This window comes from Paenibacillus tyrphae, assembly GCF_027925525.1.
In the GTDB taxonomy this organism is placed as follows: Bacteria; Bacillota; Bacilli; order Paenibacillales; family NBRC-103111; genus Paenibacillus_G; species Paenibacillus_G tyrfis_B.
In genome coordinates, this window is record NZ_BSDJ01000002.1 from 1 (window position 1) to 17601 (window position 17601).

The 17601-nt window shown below is 50.2% G+C and carries 11 protein-coding genes and 3 pseudogenes; all 14 read right to left on the bottom strand.

Annotated features, from left to right (window positions below; translation table 11 throughout):
• Positions 1–127: pseudogene (locus QMG93_RS02335) on the bottom strand (phosphohydrolase); the annotation flags it as partial.
• Positions 128–284: 157 nt separating this feature from the next.
• Positions 285–917, bottom strand: a complete 633-nt coding sequence (locus tag QMG93_RS02340; RefSeq protein WP_281933289.1) for a hypothetical protein — start codon at positions 915–917, stop codon at positions 285–287.
• A gap of 34 nt (positions 918–951) precedes the next feature.
• Positions 952–2133, bottom strand: a complete 1182-nt coding sequence (locus tag QMG93_RS02345; protein ID WP_281933290.1) for an ABC transporter substrate-binding protein — start codon at positions 2131–2133, stop codon at positions 952–954.
• Positions 2134–2314: 181 nt separating this feature from the next.
• Positions 2315–3487 carry an efflux RND transporter periplasmic adaptor subunit gene (locus tag QMG93_RS02350; protein ID WP_281933291.1) on the bottom strand — a complete coding sequence of 391 codons (1173 nt, stop codon included), beginning with the start codon at positions 3485–3487 and terminating at the stop codon, positions 2315–2317.
• Positions 3488–3500: 13 nt separating this feature from the next.
• Positions 3501–4370, bottom strand: coding sequence for a carbohydrate ABC transporter permease (locus tag QMG93_RS02355; protein WP_281933292.1), 870 nt, complete (start codon positions 4368–4370; stop codon positions 3501–3503).
• A gap of 12 nt (positions 4371–4382) precedes the next feature.
• Complete coding sequence (locus tag QMG93_RS02360) at positions 4383–5267, bottom strand: carbohydrate ABC transporter permease (protein ID WP_281933293.1); 885 nt, start codon at positions 5265–5267, stop codon at positions 4383–4385.
• Positions 5268–5781: 514 nt separating this feature from the next.
• On the bottom strand, positions 5782–6813 hold the full coding sequence (locus QMG93_RS02365) for a Cfr family 23S rRNA (adenine(2503)-C(8))-methyltransferase (RefSeq protein ID WP_281933294.1): 1032 nt from the start codon (positions 6811–6813) through the stop codon (positions 5782–5784).
• 212 nt (positions 6814–7025) lie between these two features.
• Complete coding sequence (locus tag QMG93_RS02370; RefSeq protein ID WP_281933586.1) at positions 7026–7172, bottom strand: hypothetical protein; 147 nt, start codon at positions 7170–7172, stop codon at positions 7026–7028.
• Between the two features lie 327 nt (positions 7173–7499).
• Positions 7500–8081 carry a TetR/AcrR family transcriptional regulator gene (locus tag QMG93_RS02375; protein ID WP_281933295.1) on the bottom strand — a complete coding sequence of 194 codons (582 nt, stop codon included), beginning with the start codon at positions 8079–8081 and terminating at the stop codon, positions 7500–7502.
• Between the two features lie 480 nt (positions 8082–8561).
• Positions 8562–9785 (bottom strand): cytochrome P450, encoded by a 1224-nt coding sequence (locus QMG93_RS02380; RefSeq protein ID WP_281933296.1) that lies wholly within the window; start codon positions 9783–9785, stop codon positions 8562–8564.
• Between the two features lie 36 nt (positions 9786–9821).
• A complete protein-coding gene (locus tag QMG93_RS02385; protein ID WP_281933297.1) occupies positions 9822–10337 on the bottom strand; it encodes an isoprenylcysteine carboxylmethyltransferase family protein in 516 nt (171 codons plus the stop codon).
• A gap of 25 nt (positions 10338–10362) precedes the next feature.
• The gene (locus QMG93_RS35310; protein ID WP_413789256.1) at positions 10363–10575 is read right to left on the bottom strand and encodes an acyl carrier protein; all 213 of its coding nucleotides are present in this window, start codon (positions 10573–10575) and stop codon (positions 10363–10365) included.
• A 144-nt stretch (positions 10576–10719) separates the two neighbouring features.
• Positions 10720–12942 (bottom strand): annotated as a pseudogene (locus QMG93_RS35315) (beta-ketoacyl synthase N-terminal-like domain-containing protein); the annotation flags it as partial.
• A gap of 384 nt (positions 12943–13326) precedes the next feature.
• Positions 13327–17595, bottom strand: a pseudogene (locus QMG93_RS35320) (SDR family NAD(P)-dependent oxidoreductase); the annotation flags it as partial.
• Positions 17596–17601: the final 6 nt, after the last annotated feature.

A 17601-nucleotide genomic window follows, 5' to 3' on the forward strand; every position in this document is an offset into this window, starting at 1 on the left:
TATCAGCCAAGACAATATCAAAATAATCTTTCGGAGGTGTTGAATTGGTTTGCTTTATATCGGCTTTCTTCAGTAAATAAAATCCGATGATTTCGTCACCCTCAGTAAAAGTTCTAATCAAAGTCACTGTATTGTCGCTCCTTACCAATGTGGTTTATGAGTTATTCGACAACATACGCCTTATTGCCTTCTAGAACTACTTTCGGCTTATTAAGTCATTGAATCGCCTTTATCTTCAGACAAAACAAAACCACTTTCTGCGAAAGTGGCTGGTGACGCGACTGCTACTTCATCTTGATCGAATTCACGATATCGTTCGCAACGGCTTGCCACTCCGCTTTCTTCTTTACCGGGCAAGTGATTTCGATTTCCAAAAACTCTCCGTTTAAAAATCCCCACGATCTCAGGGCGTATTTATCTTTAGAATCCGCTTCGACAACAATAAGCTGCTTGCCATTCACTTTAATCATTTCCTCACGGAGCAGCTTGGCGTCTGTATAATTTTCTTTCATAATGGCAGCAAGCTTCTGCAAAAAACGTGGATCCATATCTCCATTCGTTGTCGATTGTTCGGGATCATGGTGGACCCTAATCGTCACTTCTTCGCTCTTATCATTATAGATAACCTCCCCTGTTTTGTTTGATTTTTCTTTGAACTCTTTTGGAATCAAAATTTCCAGTTGTTCGGAAAATAAAAGTTTTGTTTCAGACTTGCCGTCTGCAACCGCAGCAGGATCAGGCTTCGGCGATTGGGACGCAGGGGACGATTGTGTTGTAGACGCTTGGGTTTGTGTTTGTTGCCCATCAATCATCTTGCTTGATTCCTTGCTTGGCATCGTGCCTTGTTCGGTTCCAAAACAACCCGTCATCGTGGCTGTAAATACAACAAGCAGGGAGAATGTCATCCATTTTTTCATTGAAAATCTTCCTTTCTTTGTGAGCTTGTGGGATTTATTCGTTGATATAAGTCGTAACACGGTTCTGGATCAACTTGGCTACGTCATCGGCTGATTTCTGTCCGCTGAAATATGCCTTGGCTTCTTCAGCTATAATAGATTGAATCTTGCCGTCGTCCGTAATGTAAATATTCGCGCCCGCAATCATTTGCTTCAGCGCTTGAATGCCCTCAGCAGATACAGGAACTTCTGTCCCTGAGTTAGTCGCCGCCGAGCCTTTAGCGGCCAATTCCCCCAATATCTTCTCATTGACCGACTTGTTTACGGAGAACCCTTGCAGCCGTGGCTGTGCTTGAACGTCTTCGGACAGCAGAAACTTGATGAACTCCCAAGCTTCCGGCTTAACCTTCGAGTTCGCGTTCATAGCGATCGACTTGTTCCCCTGGAACGAAACTCCCGACTTCTGACCGTTCACATGCGGCTTCGAATACACTTTTCCTTGCTCAAAAAATTGCGCAGGCCCTGTAAAATATTCCTCAGGTGAAATGAGCAGAGATGGATAAAAATAAGCATCCCCGAAATTGACCGGGCTCGCTGTAATCACTTTGTCGTCATACATCGTCTTCACCTGCTTAAGCAGGTCGGTAAAGAACGGCGACAAAAAGTCGGCTTTGCGTTTGGACGTATCGACCAGTGTCGAATAATTGTCCGCAACGAGATAGCCGAGCATTTGCTCAGGAGGCGTATTTCCCATCGCATAGCGACCTTCCTTGCTATTCAGCAGCTTTCCGGCTTTCGCGAACTGACTCCACGTCCAATCTTTATCGTCAATTTGGACTCCTGCTTTCTTGATGCCTCCGGAATCTCCGGCCAATGTATCGAGGAAAAATCGTGTTGGCAGAGCGTAAAGGCCGCCGTTCATTTTGACATGTTCAAAAATGTTCATATAATAGTGGTTCGAATCGAACGACTTATCGTTATTCATAAATTCATTCAGGTTGACGAGCGCGTTTTTGTTGACGTATTTCCCGACTTGCAGCCCGCTCACGTCCAGATCGATCAAATCGGCTCCCTTACCGGAAAGAAGCTGCGTATTCGTTGTTTGAACATATTTCTCAAGCTTCCCCTCCTCACTCCCACCTTCCGCTGCATACTCCTTTATTTCAATCATCAGATCCGGATGCTTTTCCTCGAATTTCGTCTTCGCCTGCTTGTAGAAATCGCTCGCCTCATACATGGATAGAACAACTTTTTTGCGCTCCTTGGTATCATTATTCGTAGTTTTATCGCTCCCGCTGGAGCATGCTGTTGAGGAAAGCGCTAGTACTGCGCAACTGAGTACTGTCAACCATTTTTTCAAAAGAAACCCTTCTTTCGTTTATTATGGCGAGTTCAAAAAACTCTAGTATGGATATGCTCTACTTCATTCTGACTCTCTGCCCATCCACTAACGGTTCACTGCTTTCGACGACGATTGCTTGATTCGGAGATGCACCGGCTAGCACGACGGTTTCGCTGTCATTCGCATCGCCTGTTTCAATCTCCGTCTTGCGGAGGTGGTAGGTGTTGCCAAGCGGCCCTTTTTTCTCCTCCACTACGTAAACGTACGGGCTACCGCTCACATGACGGATCGCCTTGTTCGACACGAGCATGCCGCCCTTTTCAGCCGATGTAACGGTTAAATGTACACTTGCTTGCTCGCCACCTTGCAGTTCTTCTCCGTGCACCGTCACAAGCAGGCGACTGGTCCTGGTGGCCGTTGCCTTCTGCTGCTCACCTCCTTCAATCGGTGACATAGGAGAGGCTGCTCCGACACTAGCATCGGAATATTCCACTGCCGCAACCGTACCTTCCACTCGTTTGGTGACGTTGCGGCTTTTTACGTTCACGTTAAGCTTATCGCCGGGCTTCAGCTGTTCGGTGGCTGAGACGGGAAGCAGGAATGCAGCCTGGTACCCCAAGCTCGTGTTGGATAGACGCACATCGAAGCTATCTTTTGCAGATGGCATGCCCTGGACTGCATTTACCTTGGCGACTACGCCGTCGAATGGCGCGACGATTTGCCGATTGGTTTCAATATTCTGCTGTAAGTTGCTTATCTTTCTCTCTTGAACGCCGATTTTCAGCTGCGCGATCTCGATCTCCCGTTTGGCGGTGCGCTTACCCGAATCGTCGTCGTTTTTTATCGCTTCGACGTAACGCTCCTTCGGCCCCTCCAGCTCTAGCCTCATCTGTGCGAGCATCGCTTGCTCATCCTGCAGAAGGCTATCGGCGGCCCGATTTTCATAAGTGACCAGCACTTGATCCTTCTTTACCAGGTCTCCTGCTTTAATGAGGACGCTGCTTACAGTCCATCCCTGGGTGCTTGAAAGCTCGATCTCGTTGGCAGGCCGCAGCGTTCCGCTGGCCCGAAAGTTTTGAACAAGCTGGCCTTGTCTCCCGGTCTCCGTCCAAACTCTGGGGAGATTCATCGTCCATAGCGTATTGCTGTATAACGTAAGAATCAGCGTTACGCTCATAAATACAATGATGAGCAGCCGGAGCATTTTTTGGTGACCTGCAAGTGTTTGTTTTTCATCGCCCGGTTCCACACACCATTCCCCCTTACCCCTTAATACCGGAAAGCTGAACACCTTGTACGAAATAAGACTCCGCATACAGAAACAAGAGGACAATCGGCGACATATACATGACCGATGCGGCGAAGCCGACCCCTACAGCCTCCTTTTGAATGCGCGATAAATACAGCGATAGCGGCTGTTTAAAGGCATCATCGAGAAAAATCAATGGCTGCTCCACCATATTCCAGTAATCCACGAACAGCAAAATGACGAGTGCCGCGATCCCCGGCTTTAACAATGGGACGATGATTCTGGAGAAAATGAATGGATGCGATGCACCGTCCATAATGGCCGCCTCGACATAAGCATACGGAACGGAAAGCATGAACTGGCGCAGCATGAACACTGCGAATGCGGAAAAAATGCCTGGTAAGATAATAGCGCCGGCACTGTTTCCAAGCCCCAGGATGTCAGCGATGATATAGTTTGGGACAAGCGTTACCTGAAAAGGCATTAGCATAGCCATCAAATATACCATGAACAACGCTTCCCTTCCCCGATATCGCAGCATGGCAAAAGCGTATGCGGCAAGCGCTCCGACAACGGCCTGTCCTGCTATGATCGGTACAACCAGCCACACAGAGTTCCAGAACATGTTCAAGAAGATCGGCGTCTCCAGCAGTATTTTCCCGTACTGTTCGAACGATACCCAGTCAGGTATGAGCTTTAAATTAACAAATATGTCACTGGCGCCTGATCCTGCGTCCAGCATTTTGCCAATGAAGCCGTAATTGCTTGCGATCTCCTTCTCGCTCATAAGCGAATTCGTGACCGGAATGACCAGCGGCAACATCATGATCAACGCAGTCGCTAAAAGAAACAGCGACCGTGCAGTTTTATGAAAAACGTTCATTTCCCTCCCCCTTCATTCCATGAATCGCCTGAACCACCGTTCAAGCGAGAGCATGCCGGAGACGATGGCGAGTATACAAATGACCATAAGAACGGCCGCCGCGGTTAGCTTTTGTACATCCAAAGACATAAACATATTGTTCATATAGTGCTGCAGCATATAAATGCTATCGTGCGGATAGTTTCCGGCAATCAAGTACGTTTCTCGGAAAATACGGAACGAGTTAATAATCGATATCAGAACGACAAAGAACATCGTTGGGGTCAAATAGACGAGCGTAATGTTGAACAGCTTCCGAACAGGTCCGGCGCCTTCCAGATCGGCCGTTTCATAATAATCCTTCGGAATGCCCTGCAATCCCGCCAGAAACAGGATCATGTTGTAGCCGACGTACTTCCACAAATAAACAATTAGCAGCACAGCTCTTGCCCATTCTGACTTCATCCAGTCGATCCGCCCCCAGCCCAGACCATAAAGCCACGCATTAAGCGAACCGTTCCAGTCGAATATAATTTGCCAAATCATCACCACAGAGGCGACCGGTACGACGAGCGGAAAAATATAAGCTGTTCGTATCCAACGTCGGAAATATACATTTCCATTCAATAGCAACGCCAGAACCAGTGACACTACGATGAGAAGAGGCACACCAACGGCTGTAAACCACAATGTGTTCAATGCCGCCTTGCGAAACGAGCCGCTGCCCAGCACCGTCTCATAATTAGCCAAGCCGACGAACACGCCTCCGCTCGTCTTATCCATAAACGAATACACAATGCCTATCACAAACGGGATTAAATAAAATAGGGAGAAGCCAAGCACGCTCGGCGCCAAAAAGCCCATAGCTATTACACCTTGCTTGTGCATCAAGCGCTGAAATCGCAAACCCAACGACATTTTCACCTCCCTCCTTCGGACCGGATAAATCCCAGCTTTCATTACCATGAAATTGCTGCGATTTGATCCTCGTCATCTTTTCTATCGGTTCGTTATAATAAGTTAATGGCCGGAGGGTACGCCTGAGTGAGCAGCTTACACACTATATTGTCACTGTATCGGAAAAAGGTTCGGTTCTTTTCTTATTTTTTTTGGTCCGGAAAACAACCAGGAGCACTATGACCCATCATGGGTACATTAGGCATTGTCTTGTCACCCGACATTTTGTCAATTCCTTTAGCATGAAAAAGAGCAAATTCTCTGAATCAAGAATCCGCTCCTGCAGTTGTTTGTTATTCCAAATTGTCCTTTCGATACATTCGCAAATTCTTAAAGCACACCCTTGCGGACTTTCACCGCCTGGTTAATCGCCATGCGTGGCGCAAATCAAAACGGCTGCCCTCTTCATGGCAGCCGTTTCTCTTTCCAGTCGCAGACCCGCTGCGTCCGGTAATAAATTTAATTTCCACATCGATTATTCGGAGCGGTATAGCTGACCGCATGCCGCGTTAATGTCCGATCCGAATTGAGTTCGGACCGTGACGCTGATCCCCTTTGACTTCAAAATCCGAACAAACGCTTTAATCCGATCAGGATCAGATTGCTGATAGCTGTCTGGCGTAACTTCGGACGAATTGAAGGGAATCAGGTTAACGTGGTAGAGATGTTCCCCAGGTCCCCTTCCCCTTAACAACTCGGCAACTGCTTCCGCATGCTCCGTCGAGTCGTTGACTCCTCGAAGAAGAATATACGCAATATACACCTTTCTCCCTGTAAGCCGGATGTGATGATCCAATGCCTTCAGCACGTCACGGACTGGGAATCGGTCGTTGATCGGCATCAGCTCGCTTCGCTGATCGTCGAACGGCGAATGCAGCGAGAAGGTTAGATTGACCTGCGGAAACTCCCGAGTCAGCTTGTCGATCCCCGGCAACAGGCCGATGGTGGAAATCGTAATTCGTCGATGTCCTAAACCAAAGAGATGCGGGTCGGTCAAAATCGTGATTGCATCAAAAATATGCGGGTTGGCGAGCGCCTCCCCCATGCCCATGAATGAGACGCTATCCAAGGCGTGGCCGTTCAAGCGAAAGTGCAGCAATTGGTCGGTAATTTCGTCGGCCGTCAGATTTCGTTTCAGGCCGATAGTACCTGTGGCGCAAAACCTGCACCCGAATCCGCAGCCGCACTGGGTGGAAATACAATACGATTTCCACCCCTGCTCATAAGTAAGTCGTACGGCTTCCACGCGTTCGTCGCCCGCAATGGCAAACAGCACCTTGCTGACCTGCTTCGACGTGAGTTCCTTTACCGGAACGATACTGCAGACGTTCGGACCAAGCGTCCGGGCCAACTCGTCACGCAAAAATTTGGGCAATATGGTCATTCGTTCGTATTCACAGATGTTATGCTTGAAAATCGCGTCCATAATCTGAGCATACCGATACGCGGGCTGCTTGAAGTCGGATAACATTCGCCGAATCGTTTCATATTTCGAGGTTAGTCTCATGTCTTCTCCTTACCGCCGGAGAAAACGTAAAAAAGCAACCGTCAGTTGGCGCTTTGGCACGTCATTAACCAACTATACAGAAAAAGCGCATACGTTTGCAGACGGATCGCTACGTGCATCTGTCGATAGATTGGTAAACCTCCGGCAACCGATTTGTTTTTTTGTGAACCGCTTCACCTAGCAGGAACCGGTTCACAAAATCATCTACAACCTCAATCTTCATCGCTTTCATCCTCCTGGAAATGGTTCTTCTCTTTCAATTCCACAATCTTTGTCGCGATATGCTTGCAAAACTCGCTATCATGCCCCACAAAAAGGATGGTCGGAGAATGCTCCAGCAGCAGTTCTTCGATTTGCACCCGTTAAATGACGTCAACCTCCTTTGTCAAAATAAAAAAGAGCTACAAGAAAGTTACCCTTCTTGTAGCTCAAAAAATACGACACATCCAACCCGGTGCAGGATATGAAAAGGATATATTTTTTGAGTGAAAAGAATAAGGTAACTTTCTTGCCAATAAAGAAAAAAACAAATTCTGCTTTATTCTTTATTGGGAAGAAATATTACATTATCCTCTTCAACTCCAATCGTTAAGTGTCAGCACGATATTAACATACCTGCTTCTACATTGCAATATCCTAATGACTACCCAAAATCCAGCCTGGACACGTCGGAGCAAATTCCTTCTCTAGCGAGCACTGACACTATTCCAGGTGGCTTCGATAATACGTTTGATTTCTTCGTCCGCTATCGTAAACTTGCCATGCAGATATCCTTTTATTACGTAAACGAAAGAGCCGTAATGCATTTGAGCCATGAGCGACGGATCCATATCAATGAACAACTTCTCTTGAATCGCCTCCGCATACAGCTTTTCCAAAGGGCCGCACCATCCGCCATCATACGCTTCTTTTTTAATGTCGTCGTAAATGTACGGTGAGAAAGAATATTGTTCAATGAACCGAAATCCTTGCGGATATTCAAGGGACAATCGAATCAAATTCTCCCATGCGCGCTCTATGCGGACTCGTATAGGTTCGTCGGAGTAAAAGCCATCAAGCACTTTTTCTCCATTAAACTGGACGATCGCTTTGTATAGTTCATTAATAATCGATTCTTTGCTATCGAAATAGTGATAGATGTTTCCTGTTGAGACACCTGCTTCTTTGGCAATCAATGACATGGAAGTCGCCTGAAGCTCCTTCTCAATAATGAGGGACAATGTAGTCTCCAGAACCGCCTTCTGGACTCTATGATATTTATCGAACACCGCTGCTTGCCTCCAATAAAAATGATACTTCGTCCCATAAATCGAATGTTCATTCGTAATTTTAGGCATTAATATTGGATTTGTCAACTAAAGAGGCCGGGTTAATGAATTGATATCAGCCTTCAGTTTTAATATCGTTACATATAATTTTTTGCGATGTTCTCCAAGTATTCTTCGATCGGCACGGAGTTTCTAAGAGCCATCAGATCGTTGCCTGCTGTTCCAGCCCATTTGAGCAAAACGTATCGCCGTTCGTTTTCCCAATCCTGAACTTGTTCCCGTAATAAAGACTGATTTATTCATGCTAAAACCTCCGGTTTAAATTGAACGTTCATTCTATTTAAAAAAGATTAGATCGAACGTTCATTCTAATTATATGGATGTGCAATCTATATGTCAAATTCAACTTCAAACCGGGCAAACATGGGAGGACGGGGATTTCCCCAGCCCCGCCTCCCGCCTTTAACTCAATGAAAGAACTCAGTTCGCCTCTCTTAAATCATGTAGCTGTCCAAGCTGCACCGGCAAGCTTCTCAGGCCGTAAACGTTGCTGGATGCCATGTCGATCCGATAAAGCGGATCAACGGTCATATCCGGGTAAGCTTGAATCAGCGCAGTGAGTGCGGCTTTGGCCTCCAAACGGGAAAGCTGGGAGCCTAAACAGACGTGTATGCCTTTGCCGAAGGCTAAATGCTTATTGTTCCGCCTGTCAAGGACAAGTTCATCCGCACGTTCAAAATGCTCCTCATCCCGGTTTGCGGAACCGATCCAGTACACGATATAGTCGCCCGGCTTTAATTTTTTGCCGCCGATCTCTGTTTCCTGAATGACTTTGCGGACGGATCTTTGAAACGGCGAGCGGTAACGCAGCACTTCTTCGATGCCGGATGGAATGAATTCCGGCTGATTGTATAATGTCCTGAACAAACGGTATTCATGAAAGCTGTAGATGGCGCTCGTTATGAGGCTTGTCGTCGTTTCATTGCCGGCAATCAGCAGAAAGACGCAGTTGGAAAGCAGTTCCTCGGAAGAGAGCTTAAATCCGTCCTCCTCAGCCTGAATCAAGTCGGAAATAATATCGTTAGCAGGCTGGCTTCGTTTCACTTCAATAATCTCCTGAAAATAAGACACGAGCTTTGCGCTGGCCTGCATCTGTTTCTCGTATACTCGCATGTACTCTTCGGGCGTATTTTCCTGCGGCGCCAACGTCAGCGCACTGCACCATTCTTTGAACTGCGCGCGATCTGAAGATGGGACGCCCAGCAGCTCCGATATGACAATCATCGGCAGAGGTACGGCAAAATCGTGCACGATATCGATCTTGCTGCGATCGCGAATAGACGCCATTAACTCCGCTACGATGGAATCGATGCGCGGAATCCAGGATGCCATCGCATTCGGTGTAAAGGCTCTGCTGATCAAGGAGCGAGTAATCGTATGTTTGGGCTGATCAAGCCCCATCAAGGTTCCCTTCAAAATATCAGGAATGAGCACGGCATTGGAGAAGCAATCTTTATCCTCTGCGACTCTCTTCACATCATCATATTTGAATACGCTCCATACATCCTGCCCTTCATCATAATGCACCGGGGAATTTTCCCTCATGTTTTTGTACCAGCCGAAAGGTTCGAATTTCTCTTCATCGGTAGTAAACCCTGTAACTTGATTCAGATCGGGGAAGCTTTCTCTTGTTTTCATTGTCATATTCATTCCTCTCTTCATGGGGATTTTGTCACGAGCTTAGTACTGCCGAAATGTCTCCTTCATCACTTTCTCTTCCAGTGCAATGCGGTTGAACAGCGTGAGCAGATGCAGCACAAACAATGGCGTAAACACGATCCATGCTTGAGAAATGAGCGCGAATGCGATCAGTTCCGGTATGATGTTCATATAATAATTTGGATGGCGGATGTGTTTGAATAGCGGGCTTTGCACAAGCTTATGATCTTTGGCGATATACAGCTTAAACGTCCAGAACGGGCCAAGTGTGCGAATAACGTAAACCAAGCTGGCCATGGAGAACGCATACACCAACAGTCCGGCGATCGTCAACGCGTTAAATTGAACGTCATTTACAAAAGCGAATACGATGCAGCTCAAATAAATGAAGCCTTGCACAATAATTAACAGCTTGCTGTTGGTTGTTCCGTACTCAATCCCCCCGCGGGCCTTGATCTGCTTCTCGTTGTGGGCGGAGATGAGAGCTGACGGGACACGAAGCAAGCATATGACAAGCAAAATAAAACCGATGATCATGTAGTCAACTCCTTTTGAAATGAAATCAATGGCTTGGAACGGTCAGTATATCGATGATGTCGCCGATCGTACCGCACGCCGCAATGCCGGACGGATTGACGGCCGGTCCGAACTTCGCCTGCAGCCGCTGCAGCAGTTGCAGCATTAAGATGGAACTCATACCGTATTGGGATAACGGAGCCTGCAGCTTCAAGTCATCCGGTTGCACTCCCAGCAAGTCGGCTAGGATATGCAGCACCTCATGCTCGGAATGCTCAGGCTCGAACCCGGATGGAGCGGAGCCGTTTACTGCCGGTTCATTTTCGGGCTGTCCCGCTCCTCCCTTCTCCCCGCTCGCCAAACTGGCGATATCGGCGGAATAGGATTGGCGCCGATTTCCGATCCAACAGCTCTCCTTGGAGAACGGGTAAGTCGGAAGACTGATTCGCTGCGGTCTGGATTCACCGTAAATCACCTCCCAATCCACATCGAGTCCCTTCACCCACAGCTCCAGCAATTTATTGTACTTGCGCCGTTTGATCCATTGCTCTACCGCTTCCATCAATTCTTCATCCGCTTTAAATATGGCTATCATTTCTTTGTTTTGTTGCACGAGGCCTTCATGCGCCTCTGCCGCTTCCCCGCCGTGTTCCAAATAAATCCCCAGCTTATTGGCCAGCTCTCCGATGGAAGAGGCGATGAAGCCCGCACGTGCCTCCATCGCTTCCCGTCCTGTCTGAAGCGTGTAGGCGATTCTGGTCAATTGTTCGTCCGTGTAATCGCGCTTGCGGAGCTCATTCAACAATTGTCTTGCCTGTTCTTGCAAGCGCTCTTTCGTTTTGGCCGACAGCACAATAACCGCAGGGTTTTGTGGCGACACGACGAACGTATCCGATGCTTGGGCAGCGTCCTGCGGAATATATTCCTCCAATATGACATGTGCGTTGGACCCGCCGAATCCGAAGGAGCTGACTCCCGCCCTTCTGGGCATATCGTAGCCGTGCTGATCTTTAAGAGCGGTCCATTCCTGTGTTTCCCGGACGATGTAGAACGGGCTGCCTTCGAGCTGGATATAAGGATTTAGTTTGTCGGCATGCAGACTTTTTACGAGCTTCCTGTGCTTCATCTGAAGTAGTACTTTGATGACTCCGGCAATGCCCGCAGCCATTTCCAAGTGACCGATATTCGTCTTGACCGAGCCGATGCCGCAATAGGCTGGTCTCGTCTGTGCGGCACTGTTCAGGGAACCGAACTGCTGGAGCTGCTGGAATGCCGATTTAAGCGCGTTGATCTCGATCGGATCGCCAAGTGGCGTGCCGGTGCCGTGTGCTTCGATGAAGCTGACTGTCGCCGGATCGATATTGGCTTTGGCATACGCGGTTTTCAGCAGAGCCGTCTGCGCCTTTGGATTCGGGGCGGTGAGCGAGTTTGCTTTGCCTCCGTGGTTCACGCCGGTGCCGCGGATGATGCCGTAAATATGATCCCCGGCAAGCTCGGCATCCTTCAGCTTCTTCAGGACGATCATGCCGACTCCTTCGCCGCGCGCATAACCGTCCGCTTGTTCCGAAAACGCTTTGCATCTGCCGTCCTTGCTCAGCATGCCTGCTTTATTCAAGCTGATATGCGCATCGAGCGATAAAATGGTGTTCACGCCTCCTGCCACCGCCGCGTTGCAATCGCCAGAGCGGATCGCCGCGATGGCTCGGTGAATCGCGACAAGCGAGCTTGAGCAGGAAGTTTCAATCGGTTCGCTGGGCCCGTGCACATTCAAGAAATAGCTCATTCGGTTCGGACCGACCGATGGCACGGTCGCCGTAATCGAGTAGGCTTCAAGCGCTTCATCAGCTTGGGCCATCAGTACGTTATAACCACTGTTGCCAGTGCCGATGAACAAGCCCAAATCAGTGCCGGACAGGCTTGAAGCCGAGTAACCCGCATCCTCGATCGCTTTCCATACATACATCATCAACAAACGCTGCTGCGGGTCCATAAGATCGGCTTCCCGCGGCGATATGCCGAAAAACAGCGGATCGAACTTGTCGATGTCGGCTATAAACCCGCCCCATTTGACGTTTGTTTTACGCCGTTCCTGATGCGGATCCCCGTAATGCGCCTCCCAATCCCAACGGTCTTTGGGGACTTCGGACATACAATCTTTGCCGCCGACAAGATTTTCCCAGAACTGATCCACATCGTCCGCCATCGGGAACCTGGCACTCATGCCGATAATCGCGATAGGTTCATTTTGTGCCGAAGCGTAATCGGCTAAAGGAACGGTTGCGTCTGCCGCCAACTGCGGGCCAACGTTGGGCCGGTCGGAAGAAGGTCGGTTGAACGCGGTCAGCGGCCTCGTTGTGGGTGCCGGAGCCGTTGCCGGGACCACCATTACATCGCTCAGCTTGTTTGGATACTCTTGAACGAGGTACTCGGCAAGCTGGAGAACGGTAGTTCGCTCGAAAAACAATGCTGGCGTAAGCTCCAACTCGTATGCCAGATTCATTTGGTTCGCCAGTTCCGTAAACAGGATGGAATCGAAACCGTACTCACTCAGCTCGACAGCCGCATCGATATCCGACGGTTTGACCTTCAGCATTTTGGCCGCCATCTGCGTCACGGACGACCGGATTTTTTCCGCTAACTTGTCGGTACCGGTTTTGCCGGCGTAAGAAACAGCGGCATGTTCCGATTCCGGCTCGTAGTCGTCGGGTGTCGATTCTCCCGCCTCGGAATGCGTAAGATCGTCGGGAACCCAATAGCTGTTTCGGGCAAAAGGATAAGTCGGGGCGTGCAGGAGCTTTGGCTTGACATCCCCATACAAGCTGTTCCAGTCTACAGACACTCCCTCCTCCCATAATTGTGCAATTCGTTCCTGATCCCCGGCGCTGGCGAGTTCGCGAATCAGCGCTTCCGCATCAAGCCGACCCTCGCCCGAAGGACAAGCCGTTAACGGAACGGAAGCGTTCCCGGAAGTAGCGGAGTTGCCCCGCTTCCGCCCGCTTTCCAAATAAAGCTTGAGCTGCTCGACAAGATCACGAACATCCGAAGCTACAAAAGCGGCTCTGCTGTTCATGGCGCATCGTCCGGTTTGGAACGTATAAGCGATATCGGCTAGTCGAACGTCCTGATGGGGATTGGACAAATAGTGCACGAGCTTGAGTATATACTGCCTAAGCCGCTCATCACTTTTAGCCGACAATGGAACGATCGTCGCTATCGCGCTAAATAACGATTCCGGCCCGGGCTGCGCCGGCGGAACGTATTCTTCCATAACGAGATGAGCGTTGCTGCCGTTTGCGCCAAAGGAGCTGATGCCCGCGCGGAGCGGAATCTCCCACTTTTGCCCGTTCGCAAGCATAACTTTTCTGGTCCAGGCTTTATTGCCGCGCTCGACATAAAAGGAAGTAGACTCGAAAGGAATAAACGGATTGAGCTCTTCCGCATGCAAGGAAGGAAATATTTCTTTGTGCCTGAATTGCAGCAGCAATTTGGTCAAGCCGGCTATGCCCGCCGCCGCCTCCAAATGCCCGATGCTGGACTTAACGGAGCCGATGGCGCACGTCTGCTTATCGGTGCCTGCCGCCCCAAAAACGCGCTCAAGCCCCTGCAGCTCAATCGGGTCGCCTAAAGACGTACCGGTTCCATGCGCTTCAATATAGCCAATGGTTCCGGGGGCGATATGGGCTGCGTCCAATGCGCTTGCAATAACTTCAGACTGGGCGACAGGATCGGGAACCGTAGCTCCGGAAGTTCGCCCGGTATGGTTAAGAGCCGAGCCTTTGATCACGGCATAAATCGGGTAGCCCTGTTTTTCCGCTTCGGCCACCGTCGTGATAAGGACCGCTCCTACCCCTTCGCCCGGCACATATCCATCGCCGCCCTTCCCGAAGCTGCGGCACTTCCCTTCCGTAGATAAGAACTTGGCTTGTTTAAGGAACACATATTTATGGGGATGCGTAACCAGGTTGACTCCCCCGGCGATGGCATAACGGCACTCCCCCCGCCTGATGCTTTCGCAAGCCAGATGAATGGCCGTCAACGACGACGAGCACATGCTGTCTACTGCCATGGACGGGCCGTGAAAATTCAAATGGTAAGACACCATATTCGGAATGGATGCCGCATTGACGCCGAACGCTGCAGGCTCGCCGCGCTGCGACAGTTCTGCGCTGAAGAGCTCGTAGTGGCTCCAGAACACTCCTGCAAAAACGCCCACGCTCCGGCTGCCTGACGACGCATCGTCATGGCGATTTCGGTCAATGAGGAAACCGGCGTCTTCACATGCTTCCCATGCGGTTTGCAAAAATAATCTCGACTGCGGATCCATCATCTCTGCTTGATAAGGTGAAATATGAAAAAACAAAGGATCAAAGTCGTCAATCCGGTTCAAAAATCCGCCGTACCTGTAGTAATCGTCGATATTATAGGGCAGGCGTTGATTTTGCCATCTTTCCTTCGGAATGCCCGCGATGCAATCTTTGCCTTCCTTCAGATTGCGATAAAACTCGTCCAGATTATCGGCTTTGGGATAGCGGCCGGCCACGCCAATGACGGCGATGTCTTCCCCATCCGGCTCCCGACGAAGCATGTCCTCCCGGCTTGATTCCTTATGAAACGATACAGGCTGCCCTCCCGTTTCATTGGGATTCGGATTCGTTTCCTCAAGCAACAAGTTTGCCCGCAAATGTTCGCGGATGAGATGCTCTTCCCCGTAAAGTACGGTCAATTGCGGCTTATCTTGAGACAAGATGCGATCAAGCAGTTGCATCCCTTCTTCTGTGGGCAGCAAAGTCAATCCCGAAGAAGCATATGCCCGCCGCAGCTTTTCATCGATCTGCATGCCGCCTTCCGCCCACAGTGGCCAGTTGATCGTATAAGTTCGCCCCGATCGACGGCCCTGATTTGCATTCTCGCTGCGCTGCAGCGCCATGCGGTCCATGGCGGCATTTGCACCCGCGTAGTCGGATTGCCCCCGATTGCCGAGCACGGCCGATACGGATGAGAAGGCGACAAAAAAGCCCAGCACTTCGTTTTGCAGCGCCTGATCCAAATTCCACATCCCTTGGATTTTGGGCAGCAGCACATCGTCCAAATCAGAGGCTAATTTGTGTGCGATCAGTTGATCGTTGACTGTGCCTGCACAGTGAAATACCCCTTCAATCCGGCCCCACTGCGTTTTGAAGAAGTTTATGGCCTGCTCAAGCCCGCCGAGTTTCGTTACATCCGCTTGCACATAGACGGCTTCCGATCCTTTTTCGCGAATCCGTTCAAGCTTCTGTTCGATAGCCGCATCGTGGCCGGATCTGCCGATCAAGGCAAGCTTGACCTTCGTTTGTCCGGCAATATGGTGTGCAAGCCTATACCCTAGCCCCCCCGTTCCGCCTGTAATGATGTACGCGCTGCCCGGTCGATACGGCGACTGGTACGGTGTCTGGTGAGGCAGCTCTGAAAGCGCCGTTTCCTTCAGTCGACGAACGCAGCGCTGCAAAAGATCGCCTCTATACCAAATACTGGCCGTGCCTGCTGAACGGGACAAGGCTTCGCGCTCGATCAACCCGACAGCTTGCTCGCACGCTGCCGGACTGGACAAGTCCAATTTGATGATCTGGGCGCACAGGTTGGGATATTCCAGAACCGCAGTTCTCAGCAGGCCCTCAAGCCCGAAGACATCCCCCTCCCGATCGTCGGCGTCCGCGACGATTTGCAGCAGCAGCCCTTCAGGATGCAAATGAAGCTGTTGTTGAAGCAAGCTGAACACTGCTGCGAATTTTTGCCGGTACTCCGCCGTCGCATCCAGCATCCCGGATGGAAGCGCAACAACCTGACTGACGCCCGGCTGCCGCTCAATTCGGGTTTTCCAACCCGCGGATTCGTTGTAGAGCACCACGATACGAGGAAGGCTCCCCGATGTTTTCGCTGTAGATCGCTCATTCGGTTCAGCCTGCATCCACACCGGCTCATAGATAAGCGGACGCCCTGGCTTCTCGACATGGGGCTGACTTTCCGTTCCCATTACAGGAGGAGCCTCCCTGTGAATAGGACATGGATCGGATGAATTCGGAGCGTCGGCGTCCTGAAAAGCCTGTTCCCAGTTCGTCCGCAAATATTGCGTCAACTTCTCAACCGTTGAGTACTCGAACAGCAACGTCGGATACAGAGACGCCCGTACTTTTCGCTCCAACAGCTTCACGAATTCCAACAGCTGGATTGAATCCAATCCGAGCTCATAAAAACCGGCTTGAGGGTCGATCCGTTCGGCGGATGTGTTCAGCACACGAGCGATTTCCCGCATAAGAAACGTGGCGATCGTGGCTTCGACATCATCGTCGTCAGCATTTTTCGGTCTCGCCGCTTGGTGGAGCTCCGCTCTGGCTTCCTTCGGGCCGGGCTGCGGCGCGGCTTCGATTAGGCCGGTAATAAGCTGCGGCCGGCGAATGCGCTTCGCTTTCAAATTGCTGAATTCAGCCAGCAATTTCCCTTCTTCACTGCAGATGGAAATACTGCGGGAGATCATATCCGCGTCGGTCGACATGTCGCTTTCCGCCTGTTCCGTATATGTGTAAATTTGGGCGGGCAGCTTGCCGTAAACGACAAATCTTTCAATCGTAAACGGGATATAGGGCGTACCCTCCGCCTCCTCCTGAGACGCATTCCGAGCCAGCCTGAAAGACGTTCCGGCGAAGGTAGACCCGTCAAGCAGTGCGGCGTGAGCATAAAATTTATCGAGATGCCGCTCGGCCAGGCTGCTTACATGCAGCTCCATCCATTCATGCCGCCCTTGCCGGTAAACGGTTCCGAGCGTCTTCATAAACGCAAAGTGCTCAATGTCGGCTTTACGGGCAAAAGCGTATACCTCATCCATATCCCACCGCTTGTCCGCCTGCCGGTTTAAAGCCGGAATGACGGGCCGCCTCTCCGCTTCCGTTCCGTTCAGCACATAGAGCTGACATTCCATGTTAACTACAACCGCTACATCTGCATCCACGTGATTTTCAGACAGCACTTTTCGGCTTGAAACGGTAATTTCTGTGTGGTCTTCAAACCGCGTGAACGCTGCATAAATATCGATGTCAAACTGTTCGGAAGTTACGATAGGCTGCTTGAAGACGACGTTTCTCAGTTCGATGGACTGCGTTCGCAACGAGCTGGCGCTGAGCCTGTATACCATATCCAGCAGGACGACGCCCGGAAGTGTGCAGATGCCGTGGACACGATGGTGCTGCACCAAATAGTCGCCGTGACGGAGCCGCTGTAAAAAAGTGTCTGTTGTCGGCAGCTTCATGCTCTA

Excerpts from the sequence above, each read along its gene's own strand:
- QMG93_RS02365 (WP_281933294.1), bottom strand. The coding sequence starts at position 6,813 with ATGAGACTAACCTCGAAATATGAAACGATTCGGCGAATGTTATCCGAC.
- QMG93_RS02385 (WP_281933297.1), bottom strand. The coding sequence starts at position 10,337 with ATGATCATCGGTTTTATTTTGCTTGTCATATGCTTGCTTCGTGTCCCG.
- QMG93_RS02355 (WP_281933292.1), bottom strand. The coding sequence starts at position 4,370 with ATGAACGTTTTTCATAAAACTGCACGGTCGCTGTTTCTTTTAGCGACT.
- QMG93_RS02380 (WP_281933296.1), bottom strand. The coding sequence starts at position 9,785 with ATGACAATGAAAACAAGAGAAAGCTTCCCCGATCTGAATCAAGTTACA.
- QMG93_RS02360 (WP_281933293.1), bottom strand. The coding sequence starts at position 5,267 with ATGTCGTTGGGTTTGCGATTTCAGCGCTTGATGCACAAGCAAGGTGTA.
- QMG93_RS02345 (WP_281933290.1), bottom strand. The coding sequence starts at position 2,133 with ATGTATGAGGCGAGCGATTTCTACAAGCAGGCGAAGACGAAATTCGAG.
- QMG93_RS02340 (WP_281933289.1), bottom strand. The coding sequence starts at position 917 with ATGAAAAAATGGATGACATTCTCCCTGCTTGTTGTATTTACAGCCACG.